This window comes from Schumannella luteola (assembly GCF_013408685.1).
In the GTDB taxonomy this organism is placed as follows: domain Bacteria; phylum Actinomycetota; class Actinomycetes; order Actinomycetales; family Microbacteriaceae; genus Schumannella; species Schumannella luteola.
Window position 1 is genome coordinate 2,737,884 of record NZ_JACBZY010000001.1, and the last position, 18,099, is coordinate 2,755,982.

Sequence of the window (18,099 nt, forward strand, 5' to 3'; positions counted from 1 at the left end):
GGGCCGGCCGGAAAGGAACGCACGTCCATGGCTCTGGAGAACGACACCCAGGCACCCGATTTCGAGCTGCCGAACCAGTACGGCGAGCACATCCGCCTCAGCGACTTCCGCGGGGTGCGCCCGGTCGCGCTGGTCTTCTTCCCGCTCGCGTTCTCGAGCACCTGCACGGGCGAGCTCTGCGCCCTGCGCGACAACCTGGCGATGTTCAAGGAGAAGGGCGTCGAGCTGGTCGGCATCTCCGTCGACTCGAAGGCCACGCTGCGCGCGTGGGCCGAGCAGGAGGGCTACGACTTCACCCTGCTCGCCGACTTCTGGCCTCACGGCGACGTCGCGAAGGAGTACGGCGTGTTCCTCGAGCACAAGGGATTCGCGAACCGCGCCACCTTCGTGATCGACGCCCGCGGCATCATCCGCGCCTCGTTCATCACCGCGCCGGGCGAGGCCCGTTCGATCGACGAGTACCGCGAGGCCCTCGCCGAGGTGCTGCCGGCTCCGGTCGGCTGATCGCGGATCGACTGATCTGGTCGACGGTCAGCCGAGCAGGCTGACCGACCGCGCGATCACCAGCGAAAGCAGCACGAAACCGCTGAGCGACTGCAGCATCATGAGCGCCTTCGCGCGATGCGAGAGCGGCATGGTGTCGGTCGCGCTGAACGCCATCGAGTTGCTCGCCGAGAAGTAGACGTAGTCGAAGTAGGCGGGTATCCAGTCGGCCTTCTGGGATGAGCCGCTCGCGACCTCGTCGATCGCGTCGTGGTCTTCGTCCTGCGGGAACCGGAAGTCGGCGGCGGGGAGGTCCGCACGCGCATCTCGGCGGCGGGCCACCGGTCCGCCGCGATCCATCTCCCAGTAGACAGCCGCGTAGATCGCGATGTTGGTCGCCCACACCTGCACGGCGGCCAGCAGCACCGCAGGCCCGTCGCCCCGCGACGCCGTGACCATCTCGACGATCAGCTGCACCAGCGCCACCTGATTGGCGACCAGGAGCACGAGGCTCACCGCGATCGACAGGCGGCGCGACCAGCGCTGCTCCCGTGCGAGCCGACGCGGGTTCAGGATCACCAGCGGCACGAACATCAGCAGCGCGATACCGGCGACGGCGGCACGCACCCGCGGATCGAAGTCGCTCGGCAGCAGGAGGTAGAGCGCGAGCGCGACGAGGATGCCCAGGGCGACCGGCCAGCGGTGCTCGGCCTCGGCACGGAAGTCCTCGGACTGCGGGCTCGCGGATGTCGGCACAGGCGCCACGTTAGGCCGCCGTGGTCGCCGCCGGCCCGCGTTGCCAGCCGCGGATCAGACGGCCGGGCCGCGACCGGTAGCATCGTCGCGTCCCGGCGTGCGCATCCGCCATCCGGGCTCTTAGCTCAGCTGGTAGAGCGCCTCGTTTACACCGAGGATGTCGGGGGTTCGAGTCCCTCAGGGCCCACCACGTTCCGCCGCACCTCGCGCACGCGCCGCAGAGCTGAGGATCACCCCTAGAATCCGGGCATGACCGGCGAACCCGACTCCGCTCGCGCGGACGACGACGCCCTCGCCGACGCCATCCTGGCCAGCTTCACGTCGGCGATCCCGGTCATCACTCCGGTTCCCGACCTCGTCGACGACGCGGACGACGATCTCGAGCAGTCTGACGCGGGGCACGCCGACGGCGGGCGATCCGATGTCGAGCAGCCCGACGGCGGGCGAGCCGACGACGAGTCGGCATCGCCCGTGGCGTCCGCCGAACTCGATGACCACCTCGGCCCGCTGGCGCCGCTGACGCCCGCTCCCGTGATCCCGCTCGCCGTCGATGACGCCCAGGCCGCTGCCGCTCAGCCCGACTCCTCGCCGACGGAGGCGCCCGCTTCCACGGCGGTGGATGCCGGTCCGTGGTCGGGTGCCCCGGCACCGGCGGCGTCCTTCACGGCCACGGCACAGCTCCCCCTGCCGCCCGCCGAGCTGCTCGACCAGCTGCTCTCGGCTCCGACCACATCCGAACCGGCGCTGGCGGTCGCGACGGGTCCGCTGCCTCCCGCCTCACCCGCGGCCGAGAAGCCGGCGGGCACGGGTCTGCTCGGCGGATTCGCCGCAGGGGACGACGACCTCGAGACCACGCTCGCCGCGCGTCTGCGCGATCTCGCACCGCCCGATCCGGCCGCGGCCGTGCCGTCGCACGCGGCACCCGCGCCGCCGTCCGGGTCGGCGGCTCCGCTCACGGGAGAGGCCCCGTCCCCGTCCGCGGCGCTGTTCGAACCAGCAGTATCCGACGAGGTCGCCGGAGCGGTCGACGCCAGCGACTCGATGTCCCGCGACTGGTCGGCGGCGCCCCCGCCGGCCTTCGCACCGCCGCCGTTGGTCGAGCCGCCGACCTGGGCCGCCGGATTCGCCGCTGACGCCGCCGACTCCGCTGGCGCCGGAGCGGGGCAGGCTGCGCCGGATGCCACGGAGCCATCCCGGGAACCCGCCGCGGCCGACGAGTCGGATCCGCGGCTCGAACCCGAGGCGTCTCCCGAACCGACCTCAGCCGAGTCCGAGTCGGGCGCGGCTCCGAGCGCTCCGGCCCCGGTGCAGGACGCCGTCGATCTCTCCGCCTTCGCGGCCCCCGACGGACCGCCGTCGGGCGTGATCACCCTCCCGCCCGAGGCGTGGCTCGCCGAACTCGCCGACGCCGATCGGCCGCTCAGCCTGTCACCGACGCCAGATCGGCGATCGCTGGTCGACCCTCGGCTGAGCGCCGCCGCGACCAGCGACTCCGGCTACTCCGACGACGATGACGGCTCCGTCGATCCCGAGGATCGAGTCGTCGGCAGCTGGGGGCCGACGAGCGCGGCCACCGCAGCGCGGGCGCTGCACCCCGACGACGCCCCCGTCCCCAGCTGGAACGCCGAGGTCGAGCTCGCGAGCGACGCAGGACCCGATGCCGAGCCGGAGCTGCCGGCAGCGGCCGCCGAGGCGACGACCGCCGTCGCCATCGCGGCCCGCCTTCCGCGCACCTTCGGCATCGAGTTCGGCACGACTGAGCCCGCCCCCGCCGAGCAGCGCGCCGGGCGCGCCCCCCGCCTGTTCTGGCTGGCGTTCGCGCCGACCGCCTCGGTGCTGCTGCTGGGGATCGGAGCCGGACTCGTCGCCGGAGGCGCCAGCCTGCGCCAGGCCGTCGTCGCCGTGATCGTCGGCGCCGCGGTGTCGGCTCTCCCCATCTCGCTCGCGGTGCTCGCCGGCCGATGGAGCGGTCAGCCCGCCCTCGTCACCTCGCGGGCGGTGTTCGGCGTCGTCGGCAACGCGGTGCCCGCTCTGCTCGCCGTGCTCACCCGCGTCGGATGGGCCGGCGCCCTCCTCTGGCTGACGGCGGATGCGGCGGGCGGTGTCGCCGCGGCGGCCGGGCTGGGCGACGCCGGCCTGATCCGGGTCGTCGCGCTGGTGGCCGGCATCCTGCTCGCCGGGTCGATCGCCGTGTTCGGATACGGCCTGCTCAGCGGGGTGCAGGCCGCTGCGACGGTCGTCGGCGCGACCGCCGTGGTCGCGATCGTCGCGCTGACCCTGCCGCGCCTCGACCTCTCCGCGGCCCTCGCGGTGCCCGACGGCAGCTGGTCCCTCGTCGTCGGAGGCGCCGCCCTGGTCGTCGCCGTGGGCGGACTCGCGCTGGTGCAGTCGATCGGCGACCTCGCCCGTTACCAGCGCTCGACCGGCGCCGCGTCGGCGCACAGCGCCGCGGCGGTGGCCGGCGCGACCCTCCCGACCGTGATCCTGGTCGGATGGGGAGCGCTGCTCGCCGCGTCGGACCGTGATCTGGGCCTCGAGCTGACGACCACGCCGATCGCCACGCTGACCGGCCTGCTGCCCGCGGCGGCCGCCATCCCCCTGCTGGTCGCCGTGGCGCTGAGCGGTGTCGCCGGCGCCGCAGTCGCGACCTACTCCGGCGGCCTCGCGATCACGGCGGCTGGGGTGCGCGCGCCGCGACCGCTCGTCACGGTCCCGGCCGCGCTGGTCGCCGCGCTCGTGGCGGTGGTGCTGCTCGGCGCGAAGGTCGACGCGTCCGCGCTGCTGCGCGATGCAGCCGTGACCCTCGCGGTGCCGGTCGCCGCCTGGGCCGGTCTCGTCGGCGGCGACCTGCTGCTGCGCACGCGACGCCTGCACACCCCCTCGCTGCTGCGGCGCGGCGGCATCTACCCCGATGTGCGACCCGTCGCGATCGCGCTGCTCGTCGTGCTCACGGCACTCGGCTGGCTTCTGGTCGACTCCTCGCTGCCGGGTCTCGCCTGGCAGGGCGGGCTGCTGCCCCTGCTGGGCCCTGACGCCGCCGCGGCTCGACCCGGTGTTCTCGCCGCCCTCGTCGGCGGGCTGCTCGCCGGCCTCCTGCTGGGCCTTGGCACGGTGCGGCGACAGGAGCGCTCGGTCGTCGAGCCGGGGCCCGCCGACTCCTAGACTGGGCGGATGCCGACCCTCGCCGACGTCACCGCGGTCGCCGAGCGGCTCTGGCCCGCCGCGGGCACGGAGTCGTGGGATGCGCCGGGCCTGCTCGCCGGGGTGCCGACGGCGCCGATCACGCGCATCCACCTCGCCCTCGACGCGACCGTCGCCACGGCCCGCGAGGCGGTCGATCTCGGCGCCGAGCTGCTGCTCGTGCACCACCCGCTGCTGCTGCGCGGCGTGACGAGCGTGGCGGAGGATCGCTACAAGGGCGCCGTGATCGGCACCCTGCTGCGCGGGGGATGCGCCCTGCTCGCCGCGCACACGAACGCCGACGTCGTGCCGACCGGCACCTCGGCGGTGCTGGCCGACCGGATCGGGCTGCGAGGCTCGACCCCGCTGGTCGCCGGCGAGAGCGCCGGATACGGCCTCGGCCGCGTGGGCGAGCTCGACGCACCCGAGACGCTGCGCCGGTTCGCTCAGCGGGTCGGCGACGCGATCCCCGCGACGGTCGGCGGCGTCCGCGTCGCAGGGGATCCCGAGCGCCTGGTCCGCACGGTCGCGCTCTGCGCCGGAGCCGGCGACTCGCTGCTCACGCACCCGGCCGTGCTCGCCGCCGACGTGTACCTGACGAGCGACCTGCGGCACCATCCCGCCTCCGAGGCCATCGAGAACGCCGGCGTCGCGGGCGGACCCGCGCTCGTCGACATCGCGCACTGGGCCGCCGAGTCGCTCTGGCTCGACACCGCCGCCGCCGAGCTGCGGCGCGAGCTGCCGGGCGTCGAGACCACGGTCAGCGCCCTCAGCACCGATCCCTGGACCTTCCGCGTCGACTGATCCCGGCCCCGCCGCCGATCGCGCCGCACCCGAACCGCCACCACGAGACGAGAGACATCGAATGAAGGCCGCACCCGCCGACCAGGCCCTGCTGCTCGAACTGCAGGAGCTCGACACGCGCATCCACCGCGTCAGCATCCAGCTCGCGAAGCTGCCCGAGCAGGAGGAGCTGCGCGCGATCGCCGAGGGCCGCGACGTGCTGCGGCAGGAGCTCGCGCAGAAGAACGGCTCACTCGAAGACGCGCAGACCGAGCTGAAGCGCACCGAGGCCGACGTCGCGGTGGTGGATGCGCGCATCGCCCGCGACGGCGACCGTCTGCAGGCCAGCACCTCGGTGAAGGACATCCAGGGCCTCGAGCAGGAGCTCGCAGCCCTGCAGAAGCGCAAGAGCGATCTCGAGGACATCGAGCTCGCCGTCATGGAGACGATCGAGGAGCGCACCGCCGAGGTCGAGAAGACGCGCGCCGGGCTCGCCGATCTCGAGCAGCGCGCCGCCGATGCGCAGTCCCGGCTCAGCGCCGCGCAGGACAAGCTGAGCAGCGACGGCGTCGCCGCCGAGACCGCCCGCGGGGGATTGCTTCCGCGCATCCCCGCCGACCTGCTCGCGCTCTACGAGAAGCAGCGCGCCCGCTACGGGATCGGCGCCTCGCTGCTGCAGCGCGGCGTGTCCGTCGCCGCCGGCGTGGCGCTCAACGCGAGCGACCTGACCGTCGTGCGCGCCGCCGCCCCCGACGACGTGCTTCTCTGCCCGGAGTCGCAGGCGATCCTGGTGCGCACCGACGACTCCGGTCTCTGAGCCTCACCACGGCGGCGAGCCACGACAGGATCTGAGGGCCACGCGATGAAGGTCGTCGTCATCGGCGGCGGCGCCTGGGGTCTGCCGACCGCGGCCGAGCTGGCATCGCGCGGGCACTCCGTGCACCTGGTCGACCGCTACGGCATCGGCAACGCGCTCGCCTCGTCATCGGGGCCGAGCCGGATCTGGCGGATCGGCGACCCCGATCCGCGGCGCGTGCGGCTCGGGCGCCGCGGAATCGCCGCGCTCGAACGGCTGCAGGGCTTCGCCGACGCCCCGCTGTTCCGTCGTCAGGGGATGCTGTGGCGGCATCCCGAGTCGGCCGCGCAGCTCGTGCGCTCGGCGCGAGCAGAGGCCCTCGACTTCGAGCTCGTGGCGGCGGAGCGGGTTCCCGGGATCTTCCCCGGCCTCCGCGACGACGGCCGCGACGCCGTGCTGCTGCCCGACGCCGGCACGCTCGTCGCCGATCGTGTTCTCGAGACCCAGCTCGCGCGCTTCCGCGCTGCGGGCGGGCGGCTGTCGACCGGGCGATACGCCCTGAGCGTGGAGCGTCGCCCGACCAGCCCTCGCATCCGCTTCGCCGACGGCACGCACGACGACGCCGACGCGATCGTCATCGCCGCGGGCCCGGGAGCGAAGCAGCTGCTCGAGTCGCTCGACCTGCCCGCGCCGCTGCACACGCACCTCGAGCAGGTCGTCCACTTCCCGACCGCACCCGAGGTCGATGGCGATGCCCTGCCCGTGCTCTTCGACGGTCCGCGCGGCGAGGAGCCCGGCATCTATGCGATGCCCAGCCTCGGCGTCGGCTACAAGATCGGACTCGACGGCCCACTGCGCGCGCACTCCCACGACGACACCGACCGCACGCCCTCGGCCGAGCGCACCGAGCTGCTGCGCGCCCGGGTCGCCCGCGACTTCGGTGCGCTCGTGCCCGAGCCGCTCGACGCCCAGGTCTGCTCGTGGACCGACACGCCCGACGGCGACTTCGTGCTGGATGCGGTCGGCGACGGCATCGTGATCGGCTGCGGCGACGTCGGCGAGGGCTTCAAGTACTCGGCGCTGATGGGCCTCGTGCTGGCGGACTTCGTCGACGGACTGCCGCAGGACGACGACGTGCTCGCCTACGGCATCCGCCGCTTCGGCCCCGCGGCCGCGCAGCACGACTTCAGCGAGGCCACGCGCATCGGCCAGCACGCCGACCGAGCGGCGTCCTCGGGCGCCAGCCACAGCCACGACCTGCGCGGTCGTCGGGACCACGGCGCGGATGCGGATCCCCGGTGATCTCGCGCCGGTAGACTCGAGGTGAACGGGCCGGCAGACGGTCGCGTCGTCCTCTTCGGAGGGCGCCGAGGAACGTCCGGGCTCCACAGAGCAGGGCGGTGGGCAACACCCACCCGGGGTGACCCGCGAGAAAGTGCAACAGAGAGCAGACCGCCACGGTCGCACCGCCTTCGGGCGGAGCGGTCGGGGTAAGGGTGAAACGGTGGTGTAAGAGACCACCAGGGGCCCGAGTGATCGGGCTCGCTGGGTAAACCTCGCCCGGAGCAAGGTCAGACAGACACCGATTGAAGCTGCTCGCCGAGGTGTCGGGTAGACCGCTGGAGGGCTGCGGCAACGCATCCCCGAGATAGATGGCCGTCACGGATTCGTCCGTACAGAACCCGGCGTATCGCCGGCCCGTTCCTCAGCTCGCCGCGAGCGCCGTGAGCACTGAGCGCTCGGGCGCCCGCGTCAGGACGCCGTCGTGCTGTGCAGCGGCCCTCCGCCGTGCCCCGCCACGTGCCCCATCGACGTCAGCGCGGCGGCGCCGAGGATGCCGGCGTTGTTGCGCAGCTTCGCCGGCACGATCTTCGCCCGCAGCACCAGCCGCGGCAGGAACTCCTCGTGGTGCTTCGACACCCCGCCGCCGACGATGATCAGGGCAGGGGAGAAGAGCGCCTCGATCGTCTCGTAGTAGCGCTGCAGCTTCTTCGCCCACTTGTCCCAGTCCCATTCGTGCCGCTCCTTCGCGGCGTAGGAGGCCTTGGTCTCGGCGTCGTGGCCGTCGATCTCGAGGTGGCCGAGCTCGGTGTTCGGAACGAGCACGCCGTCGTTGATCAGCGCGGTGCCGATGCCGGTGCCCAGCGTGGTCAGCAGCACGACGCCGCGCTCGCCCTTCGCGGCGCCGTAGCGCAGCTCGGCGACGCCGGCGGCGTCCGCGTCGTTGACGAAGTGGATGTCGCGGCCGAGCGCCTTCTCGAAGAGCTCCTCGGCGGCGAGGCCGATCCACTTCTTCGACACGTTCGCGGCCGACATGGTGTGGCCGTCGATCACGACGGCGGGGAAGCAGACGCCCACCGGCACGGCGTCGCCGTTCAGGGTCTCGCCCGCCAGCTCGTCGACGAGCTGCTTGACGACCGCGACGATCGCATCCGGCTCACCGCCTTCGGGGGTGGGCTTCTTCAGCCGATCGCTCAGCAGCTCGCCGCTGTCGAGATCGACCAGCGCTCCCTTGATCCCGGTGCCGCCGATGTCGATGCCGATCGCCCGTGAACTCACCCGACCAGCCTAACGGCGGGTGGATGCGGTCGGTCGCGCGGAAGGTCCCGGCGACTCCCGCGGCGTCGCACGCTCAGGGAAGCGTGAGCACCTCGGCGCCGCGCTCGGTCACGACGAGCGTGTGCTCGAACTGCGCCGTGAGGCTGCGATCGCGCGTGACGACGGTCCAGTCGTCGGCCCAGAGATCCCAGCGCTCCTCGCCCGAGATCGTGAGCATCGGCTCGATCGTGAACACCATCCCCGGCTCCATGACGGTCGTCGCGCTCGGGTCGTCCCAGTGCGGGATGACGAGGCCGGAATGGAAAGTCGCGCCGACGCCGTGCCCGGTGTAGTCGCGCACGACGCCGTAGCCGAAGCGCGCGGCGTAGCTCTGGATCGCCCGGCCGATGACGTTGATCTGGCGCCCGGGCGCGACCGCCTTGATCCCGCGGTTCAGCGCCTCGCGGGTGCGCTCGACGAGGTCGACCGTCGCGGCGGCCGCATCCCCGACCAGGAAGGTCGAGTTGAGGTCGCCGTGCATGCCGTCGACATAGGCGGTGATGTCGATGTTCACCAGGTCGCCGTCGCGCAGCACGGTGTCGTCGGGGATGCCGTGGCAGATGACCTCGTTGACGCTCGTGCAGCTCGACTTCGGGTAGCCCCGGTAGCCCAGCGTCGACGGGTACGCGTCGTGCTCGACGAGGAACTCGTGCGCGACCCGGTCGAGCTCGTCGGTCGTGACGCCGGGCGCGATCGCGGCGCCGACGGCCTCGACCGCGCGGGCCGCGATGCGACTCGATTCGCGGATGCGGGCGATCTCGCCGAAGTCGTAGACGTCGCCGCGATCGGAGCGGCGCGGCCCGGGACGACCGACGTATTCCGGTCGGGGGATGTGGCGCGGAACGACACGCTCGGCGCCGACGGACCCGGGGATCAGATGACCGGAGGCGTCGAAAGGCATGAGGGTCAGCCTAGAGCCGGGGTGCCGTGCGCTCGAACCGCCCCTACGCTGGCGCCATGACTGAATGGTGGTACAACCACAAGACGGGCGAGGTCGAGGAGGGCGCGCAGTCGCTCGGGTCGGATCGCGACGGGCCCTTCACCTCGCGCGAGGAGGCCGCTCGGGCCCCGCAGATCGCCGAGGAGCGCGCCAGGAAGTGGGCCGCCGACGAGGCAGCGGAAGGCGACTGAGACCGCCGACCGGCCGGCGTGACGGCGTCAGCCGCGCGGCGCCGGCCGGGATCGGCGCAGCAGCCACACTCCGACGCCCAGCATCGCCGCCGCGGCGACCAGCAGCACGAAGCCGAGCACGAGCAACGCGGTCTTGCCGCTGAGAGTGCCCCAGACGAGCACGGCGATCGCGATCGCCAGCGACAGGCTCTGCGTGACGATCACGCGCTTCGCCATCCGGCCCGGATCGTTCACGGTCAGTCCTCGAAGCTGTGCTCGGCGGCGGGGAACACCCCGCCGGTGACATCCGCCGCATACGCGCGCGCCGCATCCTCGAGGGTCTGCGCCAACTGGGCGTACTGCTTCACGAATCGCGGCAGGCGGCCCGTCGTCATGCCGGCCCAGTCGGTCCAGACCAGGATCTGGCCGTCGGTGTCGGGGCCGGCGCCGATGCCGATGGTCGGGATGCTGAGTTCTTCGGTGACGCGCTTCGCCGCGGCGGCGGGCACCATCTCGAGCACGACCGCGAAAGCACCCGCGTCCTGCACCGCGTGCGCGTCGGCGAGCAGCTGCTCGACGCCGGCGCCGCGGCCCTGCACGACGTGGCCGCCGAGGCCGTGCTCGCTCTGCGGGGTGTAGCCGATGTGGCCCATGACGGGGATGCCGGCCTCGACGATGCGGCGGATCTGCTCGGCGCTGCGCACGCCGCCCTCGAGCTTGACCGCGTGCGCGCGGGTCTCCTTCATGAAGCGGAAGGCGGTGTGCAGCGCGTCGTCGGTGCCCGTCTCGTAGGAGCCGAAGGGCAGATCGGCGACGACCAGCGCGCGCTTGACCGCGTTCGAGACCGAGCGGGCGAGCGGGATCAGCTCGTCGACCGTGATCGGGAGCGTGGTGTCGTAGCCGAGCACGTTGTTGCCGGCCGAGTCGCCGACGAGCAGGAAGTCGATGCCGGCGCGGTCGAAGATGCCGGCCGTGAGCTGGTCGTAGCTCGTCAGCCCGGTGATCTTGAGACCCTGCTGCTTCGCGTTCTGGAAATGGCGGGTGCGAACCCGCTTGACCACCTCGTCTGCCATGCGTTCGAGCCTAGACCCGCGCATCCGAGCGCTCGGTCAGACGGTCTCGGCCTCGAGGTGGCGGAGGCCGCTGCGGGCTCCGTGCCGCGCCTCGTGTCGCAGCGAGGCGGCGACGAGCAGCGCCTGCGCGACGAGGTACAGCGCCATGATCGTGGCGTCGGAGAGCGCGTCCTTGAACAGACCGGGTACGAAGAGACGCGCCGCCAGCAGCGAATCCGACGCGACGAAGAAGGCCCCGCCGAGGGCCAGGGCGACCGAGCCCCGGGTCGCGACGGCGGCCATCCCGCCGAGCGCGAGCCCGTAGATCGCGAGCGGCACGAGCATGCCGCCGAGGTAGGGGAACAGCAGCACGAGCAGAGCCACCCACCAGACCGGGTAGGCGAGCGCCCACCAGGAGAGCCGGTGACGGTAGGCAGCGAACATCATGCCGAGGTAGGCGACGTGGGCGAGCAGGAAGAACGTGAGGCCGACCGGCAGGTTCCCGATCGTGACGTCGCCGATCCAGGAGAAGAGCACGCCGACCAGCAGGAGCACGAGCGGCAGGATGCGGCCGCGCCGGCCGATGACGATGATCGGCAGCGCGAGCATCGGCATGAGCAGCGGCTTGGTCGCCGAGTCGATCACCGCGAGATCCGGCAGCTTGCTGATCAGGTGGACGACAGCGATCACCGTGAACGGCAGGAACGACAGCACGGCCATGCGCGAGCTCGGCCGGTCGGTCATCCCGAGAAGATATCGCGTCGAAGGGAACGATCGGTCCACCCGGGGCGTGTCCGGGCGAGCGTCAGTGCCTGCCCGGACACGGCGGCGGGAGCGGAACCGCTCAGCGCGTCGGTCGGTAGGTGATCGGCAGGCGCCGATCGCGGCCGAACGCCATGCCCGAGATCTTCGGACCGATCGCGCCCTGCCGGCGCTTCCACTCCGAGCGATCGACGAGCTTCGTCACGAAGTCGACCGTCTCGGGGTCGTAGCCGGCCTCGACGAGCTCTTCACGGCCCTGACGCTGCGTCACGTAGCGCTCGAGCATCTCGTCGAGCAGTTCATAGGGCGGCAGCGTGTCCTGGTCGGTCTGGTCGGGACGCAGCTCGGCACTCGGCGGCTTCTCGATCGAGGCGGCCGGGATGGGCTCCACCTCGCCGCGGGAGAGCGCGTGCGCGTTGCGCCAGCGGGCCAGCTCCCAGACCAGGGTCTTCGGAACGTCCTTGATCGGCGCGAAGCCGCCCGCCGCATCCCCGTAGATGGTCGAGTAGCCGACCGAGACCTCGGTCTTGTTGCCGTTGGTGAGGGCGAGGTGGCCGTCGCTGTTCGACGCCGCCATCCAGATCATGCCGCGGATGCGCGCCTGCAGGTTCTCGGCGGCGACCCCGGTGAGGTGCAGCTGCTCCTCGATCGGGGTCACGAGGTCGGCGATCGGCTCGACCGAGTAGTGCAGCCCGATGCGCTCGGCGAGCTCGCGAGCATCGTCTTTCGATCCGTCGGAGCTGTAACGGCTGGGCATCGAGATGCCGTAGACCCGGTCGGCACCGATCGCGTCGGCGGCGATCGCGGCGACGACGCTCGAGTCGATGCCTCCGGAGAGCCCGAGCACGACGCTCGGGAAGCGGTTCTTCTCGACGTAGTCGCGCAGCCCCAGCACGAGGGCGTTCCAGATCTGCTCGCGATCGTCGGGCAGCTCGGCGACGTCGCGCACGAGCTCCGGCTGCCCGACGGGGGAGACCGTGTCGATCTCGACGCGGCGCACCGCATCCGGCAGGGGCGTGTCGGTCGCGGACTCGGGCTCGACGTCGACGACGAGCAGGTGCTCGCGGAACTGCGGCGCCCGGGCGAGGATCTCCCCGGCGCCGTCGACCACCACGCTGTCGCCGTCGAAGACGAGGTCGTCCTGCCCGCCGACGATGTTGACGTATCCGACGATCGTGTCGGTCTCGACCGCGCGGCGGGTGACGAGCGGCAGGCGCACCTCGTCCTTGTCGCGCTCGAAGGGGCTCGCGTTGACCACGAGCAGCAGGCCGGCGTCGGCGCTGAGCACACGGCCGACCGGACCGCCGTCGCGCCAGAGGTCCTCGCAGACGATGAGCGCGACATCCACGCCCTTGATGCGCAGCACCAGCAGCTCGTCGCCGGGGATGAACACGCGGTACTCGTCGAACACCGAGTAGTTGGGCAGGTGGTGCTTGGCGTAGCGGGCGACGACGCGGCCGCGGTGCAGCACGCTGGCGCAGTTCTGGGCGATCGCCGTCGGCGCGTTCGAGGTGCCGATGAGCCGCGGCGAGTGCGGGCCGTCGGGGTGACCGACCACGACCACGAGCTCGCCGAGACCGGCCTCGTCGAGTCGGGCCGCGAGTTTCGTCACGGCCTCGCCGCTCGCGCGGAGGAAGCCGGGCTGCGCCGCGAGGTCTTCGATCGGGTAGCCGGAGAGGGCCATCTCCCCGGCGGCGAGGATGTCGGCGCCGGCGGCGGCGGCGTCACGGGCGGCGGCGAGGAGCTGCTCGGCGTTGCCGGCGAGGTCTCCCACCACCGGGTCGGTCTGAGCGAGTGCCAGTCGGAGGCGGGGCATGCCGCTAGCCTAATGACCGAGCAGAAAGGGCCTGCATGGACAAGCAGCGTGACTTCGTTCTCCGCACCATCGAGGAGCGCGGAGTGAAGTTCGTGAGGCTGTGGTTCACCGATGTGGTGGGCACCCTCAAGTCGGTCGCCCTGGCTCCCGCCGAGGTCGAGGGCGCCTTCACCGAGGGCGTCGGCTTCGACGGCTCGGCGATCGAGGGTCTGACCCGCACCTCCGAGGCCGACGTGCTCGCGATCCCCGATCCGACCACGTTCCAGATCCTGCCCTGGCGCGGCGACGTCGACCCGACCGCCCGCATGTTCTGCGATATCACGACGCCCGACGGTCAGCCGGCGATGGCCGACCCGCGCAACGTGCTCAAGCGCACCCTCGCGAAGGCCGCCGACCGTGGATTCACGTTCTACACGCATCCCGAGATCGAGTTCTACCTGCTGAAGTCGTCGCAGCTGAAGAACGGCCAGCCCGTTCCGGTCGACCGCGCCGGCTACTTCGACAACGTGCCCGGCGGCACCGCGCACGACTTCCGCCGCCGCAGCGTGCGGATGCTCGAAGACCTCGGCATCTCGGTGGAGTTCAGCCATCACGAGGCCGGTCCCGGCCAGAACGAGATCGATCTGCGCTACGCCGACGCGCTCACCACCGCCGACAACATCATGACCTTCCGCACCGTGGTGAAGGAGGTGGCGATCGAGCAGGGGAGCTATGCGACCTTCATGCCGAAGCCGTTCTCCGGTCAGCCGGGCTCGGGCATGCACACCCACGTCTCGCTCTTCGAGGGCGACAGCAACGCCTTCTACGACGCCTCGGGGGAGTACCAACTCTCGCGCATCGGCCGTCAGTTCGTCGCCGGCGTGCTGCAGCACGCGCCCGAGATCACGGCGATCACGAATCAGTTCATCAACTCCTACAAGCGGCTCTGGGGCGGTGACGAGGCGCCCAGCTACATCACCTGGGGTCACAACAACCGCTCGGCGCTGGTGCGGGTGCCGATCTACAAGCCCGGCAAAGGCCAGAGCGCGCGCGTCGAGTACCGCGCCCTCGACTCGGCGGCGAACCCCTACCTCGCCTATTCGCTGCTGCTCGCCGCGGGCCTCAAGGGCATCGAGGAGGGCTACGAACTGCCGGCGGAGGCCGACGGCGACGTCTGGAACATGAGCGACGGCGAGCGTCGCGCGCTCGGCTACGCCCCGCTGCCCGCGAGCCTCGACCGCGCACTGCGCCTCATGGAGGAGAGCGAGCTCGTCGCCGAGACGCTCGGCGAGCACGTCTTCAACTACGTGCTGGCCAACAAGCGCCGCGATGTCGCCGAGTACCGCGCCCAGGTCACGCCCTACGAGCTCGCGAGCAACCTCGAGATCCTCTGAGCGCCGACCCGTCTGAACCCCGACCCGCCCGCCGGGTCCGCACGCCGAATCGAGTCGCATGAGCCGCCCCGCGCCGAAGCTGTCGGAACTCGCCCGGCTCGGGTTCTCCGAGCTCAGCGAGGCGGGGCGGCTCGTCGGCGAGGTGCCCGAGTCGACGCTGCCGCTGTTCGCGGGAGCGGCGGATCCGGATGCGGCGCTGCGGCTCCTGATCCGGCTGCGCGAGCGCTCGGTCGCCGACGTCGACCGCGTGCTCGCGGACCCCGAGGCCGCCGAGCGTCTGGTGCGCCTCATCGGGGCTTCGGAGGGACTCGCCGACTTCCTGCTGCGGCGACCCGAGGCGCTCGACGCGCTCGAGCATCCTCTCGTCACGCCGCTCGACCACGACGGCGCGCGCGCTGTGCTCGCCGCCGCCGTCGACGGGGGAGCGGATGAGGCGGCGTGGGTGCGCCTGCGCGTCGCCTACCGTCGCGAGCTGACCCGGCTCGCCTCATGGGATCTGTCGAGCGCCGACGCCGTGGCCGTTCTCGACACGGTCGCCGCCGGTCTCGCCGACCTGGCGAGCGCGACCCTCGACGTCGCGATCGAGATCGCCCGGCGCGCGAGCCGCTTTCCTGCCGAGCAGGTCGCAGCGACGCGCTTCTCGATCATCGCGATGGGCAAGACCGGCGCGCGCGAGCTCAACTACCTCAGCGACATCGACGTGATCTACGTCGGCGACGCCCGCCGCGACGACGCCGGCGAGCCGCTGATCGGCGACGACCGGGCCGTCGAGATCGCCACCCGGCTCGCGATCGACACGCAGCGCGTCGTCAGCGAGCTCGCCGTCGAGCCGGCGCTGTGGGAGGTGGACGCGAACCTCCGCCCCGAGGGCAAGGACGGCGCGCTCGTGCGCACCCTCGACTCGCACCGCGCCTACTACGACCGCTGGGCGAAGAACTGGGAGTTCCAGGCGCTGCTCAAGGCACGCCCGGTCGCCGGCGATGCCGACCTCGGCGACGAGTACCTCGAGCGCATCTGGCCGCTCGTCTGGACCAGCGCGGGCCGTGACGGCTTCGTCGAGTCGGTGCAGGGGATGCGCGAGCGGGTGACCGACAACATCCCCGCCGACGAGGTCGACGTGCAGATCAAGCTCGGGCCGGGCGGACTGCGCGACGTCGAGTTCACGATCCAGCTGCTGCAGCTCGTGCACGGCCAGCACGACGAGAGCGTGCGGCGCCGCTCGACCCTCGACGCGCTCGAGGCCCTCGCCGGCAGCGGCTACGTCGGCCGGGCCGAGGCCGCCGAGTTCTCGCGGGACTACCGCACCCTGCGTGTGCTCGAGCACCGCATCCAGCTCAGCCGCATGCGCCGCACCCACCTCATGCCGCGCGACCCCGACGCGCTGCGCGCCCTCGCGCGATCGAGCGCACTCGCCGGCTCGGGCGAGGCGCTCGTCGAGGCCTGGCAGCGCATCAAGGTCGAGGTGCGCGGTCTGCACGAGCGGCTGTTCTACCGGCCGCTGCTCTCGGCGGTCGCCGGGCTGCCCGACGAGGACTTCCAGCTCACCAGCGAGCAGGCCGAGGCGCGCCTGTCGGCGGCCGGCTTCCTCGACCCGCGCAGCGCGTTGCACCACATCGCGGCCCTCACCTCCGGCGTCTCGCGCCGCGCCGCGATCCAGCGCACGCTGCTGCCGGTCATGCTGTCGTGGCTCTCCGACGGACCCGATCCCGACTACGGGCTGCTCGCGTTCCGCCGGCTCAGCGACGATCTCGGCGAGGCGTACTGGTTCCTGCGCATGCTGCGCGACTCCGCCGGCGGCGCCCGGCGACTGACCGATGTGCTGTCGAGCTCCCGCTTCGTCGGCGTGCTCTTCGAGCGGTTCCCCGAGGCGGCCGCCTGGCTCGAGAACGACAGCGAGCTGCGCCCCCGTTCCGCCGCGCTGCTCGCCGAGGAGACCGCCGCCACCCTCGCCCGCCACCGCGGCGACGTGGATGCGGCCGCCCTCGCCCTGCGCACCGCACGACGCCGGGAGGTTCTCCGGCTCGCCCTCGCCGGCATCGTCGGCGTGATCACCGTCGAGGAGCTCGGCCGCAGTCTCAGCGACATCACCGCAGCGCTGATCGACGGCATCCTCACCCTCGCCCGCCGCGACACCGAGGGCCTCGAGTTCGCGGTGATCGCGATGGGGCGCTTCGGCGGGGGCGAGCTCGGCTTCGGCAGCGACGCCGACATCCTCTACGTGCACCGGCCGACGACCGCCTCGCCCGAGGACTCGCAGAAGCAGGCCGAGAAGATCGTGAAGGAGCTCGTCCGGCTCAGCGAGGATCTGCGCCTGCCGCTCGAGCTGGATGCCGGCCTGCGCCCGGAGGGCAAGAACGGCCCGCTGGTGCGCTCGCTCGACTCCTACCGCGCGTACTACGCGCGCTGGTCGCTCACCTGGGAGGCGCAGGCGCTGCTGCGCGCCGACGCCGCGGCCGGCGATCGCGGCCTCGCGCTCGACTTCCTGCACATGGCCGACGACATCCGCTACCCGGCGTCGATCCCCGAGGCCGACGTGCGCGAGGTGAAGCGCATCAAGGCGCGCGTCGAGTCGGAGCGTCTGCCCCGCGGCGCCGACCCCGCCCGACACCTCAAGCTCGGACGGGGCTCGCTCAGCGACGTCGAGTGGCTCGTGCAGCTGCTGCAGCTGCAGCACGCCGCCGCGGTGCCCGCCCTGCGCACGACCTCGACTCTCGACGCGCTGGCCGCCGCGGTCGACGCGGGACTCGTCGCGGCCCCCGACGCCGATCGCCTGCGCGACGCCTGGCTCATCGCCTCGCGCGCCCGCTCGGCGCTCACCCTGTGGACCGCGAAGACCGGCGATGTGCTGCCGACCGATCGGCAGGCCCTGGAGGGCGTTGCGCGACTGCTCGCGTACCCGGCCGGCGGAGCGAACGCGCTCGAGGAGGACTACCTGCGCACGACCCGCGTCGCCCGGCAGGTGTTCGAGACGCTGTTCTACGGCCCGCGCCTCTCGTCGACCCAGCGCTGATCCGCGCTCGCCTGCCCCGACTCGGCGGCCGCGACGAGGCGGCCCGCCCCGAGGTCACCCGTTCCCGGCGACACGCCCGAGATGTCACGAGAACACGCGTGAGCAGAACTTTCTTTCGCGATTTCGACCGCACTCGATGCTGTCCCCCGAACGAGGGCCCGCCGTACCCCGCGTGACGGTCGGCGCGCCGCCGCGGCCTCCGCCGCCGGTGCGGGCGCACACGTGATCGCGTGATCGACGTCGGCCCTGACCGGCCCTTTCCCCGCCCTCCGCAGAAGTGCCGACGGCAGAAGTGCGGACAAGCCATCGCGCGTCGGCCATTCGCCCCACCGGGGTAGAACGATCATCCGCGCGCGCGTCGGGCGCGAACCGGGGGTGAG

Annotated in this window: 15 protein-coding genes, 1 tRNA gene and 1 other RNA gene; 10 read left to right on the top strand and 7 right to left on the bottom strand. The window is 72.3% G+C overall.

Annotation, left to right across the window (positions count from 1 at the left end):
- Positions 1 to 27: 27 nt before the first annotated feature.
- Positions 28 to 504: a peroxiredoxin gene (locus tag BJ979_RS12400; RefSeq protein ID WP_179568278.1), complete on the top strand. Its 477-nt coding sequence runs from the start codon at positions 28 to 30 to the stop codon at positions 502 to 504.
- Positions 505 to 531: 27 nt separating this feature from the next.
- Here BJ979_RS12400 and BJ979_RS12405 read toward each other — a convergent pair whose 3' ends face one another.
- Entirely contained in the window at positions 532 to 1,239 is a 708-nt protein-coding gene (locus tag BJ979_RS12405; protein WP_179568280.1) for a DUF1345 domain-containing protein, read from the bottom strand.
- A gap of 114 nt (positions 1,240 to 1,353) precedes the next feature.
- On the opposite strand from BJ979_RS12405, the gene BJ979_RS12410 reads away from it, so the two are divergent.
- The 6 genes from BJ979_RS12410 (at position 1,354) to rnpB (ending at position 7,704) form a co-directional block, all read left to right on the top strand.
- Positions 1,354 to 1,429, top strand: a tRNA-Val gene (locus BJ979_RS12410).
- A 59-nt stretch (positions 1,430 to 1,488) separates the two neighbouring features.
- Positions 1,489 to 4,401: a cytosine permease gene (locus BJ979_RS12415; RefSeq protein WP_179568282.1), complete on the top strand. Its 2,913-nt coding sequence runs from the start codon at positions 1,489 to 1,491 to the stop codon at positions 4,399 to 4,401.
- Positions 4,402 to 4,410: 9 nt separating this feature from the next.
- A complete protein-coding gene (locus BJ979_RS12420) occupies positions 4,411 to 5,223 on the top strand; it encodes a Nif3-like dinuclear metal center hexameric protein (protein WP_179568284.1) in 813 nt (270 codons plus the stop codon).
- Between the two features lie 61 nt (positions 5,224 to 5,284).
- Positions 5,285 to 6,019 carry a zinc ribbon domain-containing protein gene (locus BJ979_RS12425; protein ID WP_179568286.1) on the top strand — a complete coding sequence of 245 codons (735 nt, stop codon included), beginning with the start codon at positions 5,285 to 5,287 and terminating at the stop codon, positions 6,017 to 6,019.
- A 45-nt stretch (positions 6,020 to 6,064) separates the two neighbouring features.
- Positions 6,065 to 7,300 carry an NAD(P)/FAD-dependent oxidoreductase gene (locus BJ979_RS12430; protein ID WP_179568288.1) on the top strand — a complete coding sequence of 412 codons (1,236 nt, stop codon included), beginning with the start codon at positions 6,065 to 6,067 and terminating at the stop codon, positions 7,298 to 7,300.
- A 25-nt stretch (positions 7,301 to 7,325) separates the two neighbouring features.
- An RNA gene (gene rnpB / locus BJ979_RS12435) (RNase P RNA component class A) lies at positions 7,326 to 7,704 on the top strand.
- Between the two features lie 46 nt (positions 7,705 to 7,750).
- On the opposite strand, the gene ppgK is transcribed toward rnpB, so the two are convergent.
- Both ppgK and map read right to left on the bottom strand, forming a co-directional pair.
- On the bottom strand, positions 7,751 to 8,557 hold the full coding sequence (ppgK, locus tag BJ979_RS12440) for a polyphosphate--glucose phosphotransferase (protein ID WP_179568290.1): 807 nt from the start codon (positions 8,555 to 8,557) through the stop codon (positions 7,751 to 7,753).
- 73 nt (positions 8,558 to 8,630) lie between these two features.
- Complete coding sequence (gene map, locus BJ979_RS12445) at positions 8,631 to 9,497, bottom strand: type I methionyl aminopeptidase (RefSeq protein ID WP_179568292.1); 867 nt, start codon at positions 9,495 to 9,497, stop codon at positions 8,631 to 8,633.
- Between the two features lie 56 nt (positions 9,498 to 9,553).
- Between map and BJ979_RS12450 the strand changes: the two genes are divergently transcribed.
- Positions 9,554 to 9,727, top strand: coding sequence for a methionine aminopeptidase (locus tag BJ979_RS12450; protein WP_179568294.1), 174 nt, complete (start codon positions 9,554 to 9,556; stop codon positions 9,725 to 9,727).
- A gap of 27 nt (positions 9,728 to 9,754) precedes the next feature.
- On the opposite strand, the gene BJ979_RS12455 is transcribed toward BJ979_RS12450, so the two are convergent.
- From BJ979_RS12455 to BJ979_RS12470, 4 genes are all read right to left on the bottom strand, one after another.
- Positions 9,755 to 9,961, bottom strand: coding sequence for a hypothetical protein (locus BJ979_RS12455; RefSeq protein ID WP_179568296.1), 207 nt, complete (start codon positions 9,959 to 9,961; stop codon positions 9,755 to 9,757).
- 2 nt (positions 9,962 to 9,963) lie between these two features.
- Positions 9,964 to 10,779 carry a 3-methyl-2-oxobutanoate hydroxymethyltransferase gene (gene panB, locus BJ979_RS12460; RefSeq protein WP_179568298.1) on the bottom strand — a complete coding sequence of 272 codons (816 nt, stop codon included), beginning with the start codon at positions 10,777 to 10,779 and terminating at the stop codon, positions 9,964 to 9,966.
- A gap of 36 nt (positions 10,780 to 10,815) precedes the next feature.
- Entirely contained in the window at positions 10,816 to 11,502 is a 687-nt protein-coding gene (locus tag BJ979_RS12465) for a lysoplasmalogenase family protein (RefSeq protein WP_179568300.1), read from the bottom strand.
- A gap of 100 nt (positions 11,503 to 11,602) precedes the next feature.
- Positions 11,603 to 13,336, bottom strand: coding sequence for an NAD+ synthase (locus tag BJ979_RS12470; RefSeq protein ID WP_179568302.1), 1,734 nt, complete (start codon positions 13,334 to 13,336; stop codon positions 11,603 to 11,605).
- A gap of 35 nt (positions 13,337 to 13,371) precedes the next feature.
- Here BJ979_RS12470 and BJ979_RS12475 point away from each other — a divergent pair, with 35 nt between their 5' ends.
- Both BJ979_RS12475 and BJ979_RS12480 read left to right on the top strand, forming a co-directional pair.
- Positions 13,372 to 14,709, top strand: a complete 1,338-nt coding sequence (locus tag BJ979_RS12475; protein ID WP_179568304.1) for a glutamine synthetase family protein — start codon at positions 13,372 to 13,374, stop codon at positions 14,707 to 14,709.
- A gap of 58 nt (positions 14,710 to 14,767) precedes the next feature.
- A complete protein-coding gene (locus BJ979_RS12480) occupies positions 14,768 to 17,719 on the top strand; it encodes a bifunctional [glutamine synthetase] adenylyltransferase/[glutamine synthetase]-adenylyl-L-tyrosine phosphorylase (protein ID WP_179568306.1) in 2,952 nt (983 codons plus the stop codon).
- The last annotated feature ends 380 nt before the right edge of the window (positions 17,720 to 18,099 follow it).

Excerpts from the sequence above, each read along its gene's own strand:
- panB (WP_179568298.1), bottom strand. The coding sequence starts at position 10,779 with ATGGCAGACGAGGTGGTCAAGCGGGTTCGCACCCGCCATTTCCAGAAC.
- BJ979_RS12415 (WP_179568282.1), top strand. The coding sequence starts at position 1,489 with ATGACCGGCGAACCCGACTCCGCTCGCGCGGACGACGACGCCCTCGCC.
- BJ979_RS12465 (WP_179568300.1), bottom strand. The coding sequence starts at position 11,502 with ATGACCGACCGGCCGAGCTCGCGCATGGCCGTGCTGTCGTTCCTGCCG.
- BJ979_RS12400 (WP_179568278.1), top strand. The coding sequence starts at position 28 with ATGGCTCTGGAGAACGACACCCAGGCACCCGATTTCGAGCTGCCGAAC.
- BJ979_RS12450 (WP_179568294.1), top strand. The coding sequence starts at position 9,554 with ATGACTGAATGGTGGTACAACCACAAGACGGGCGAGGTCGAGGAGGGC.
- BJ979_RS12480 (WP_179568306.1), top strand. The coding sequence starts at position 14,768 with ATGAGCCGCCCCGCGCCGAAGCTGTCGGAACTCGCCCGGCTCGGGTTC.
- BJ979_RS12470 (WP_179568302.1), bottom strand. The coding sequence starts at position 13,336 with ATGCCCCGCCTCCGACTGGCACTCGCTCAGACCGACCCGGTGGTGGGA.
- BJ979_RS12420 (WP_179568284.1), top strand. The coding sequence starts at position 4,411 with ATGCCGACCCTCGCCGACGTCACCGCGGTCGCCGAGCGGCTCTGGCCC.
- map (WP_179568292.1), bottom strand. The coding sequence starts at position 9,497 with ATGCCTTTCGACGCCTCCGGTCATCTGATCCCCGGGTCCGTCGGCGCC.
- BJ979_RS12425 (WP_179568286.1), top strand. The coding sequence starts at position 5,285 with ATGAAGGCCGCACCCGCCGACCAGGCCCTGCTGCTCGAACTGCAGGAG.
- BJ979_RS12475 (WP_179568304.1), top strand. The coding sequence starts at position 13,372 with ATGGACAAGCAGCGTGACTTCGTTCTCCGCACCATCGAGGAGCGCGGA.
- BJ979_RS12430 (WP_179568288.1), top strand. The coding sequence starts at position 6,065 with ATGAAGGTCGTCGTCATCGGCGGCGGCGCCTGGGGTCTGCCGACCGCG.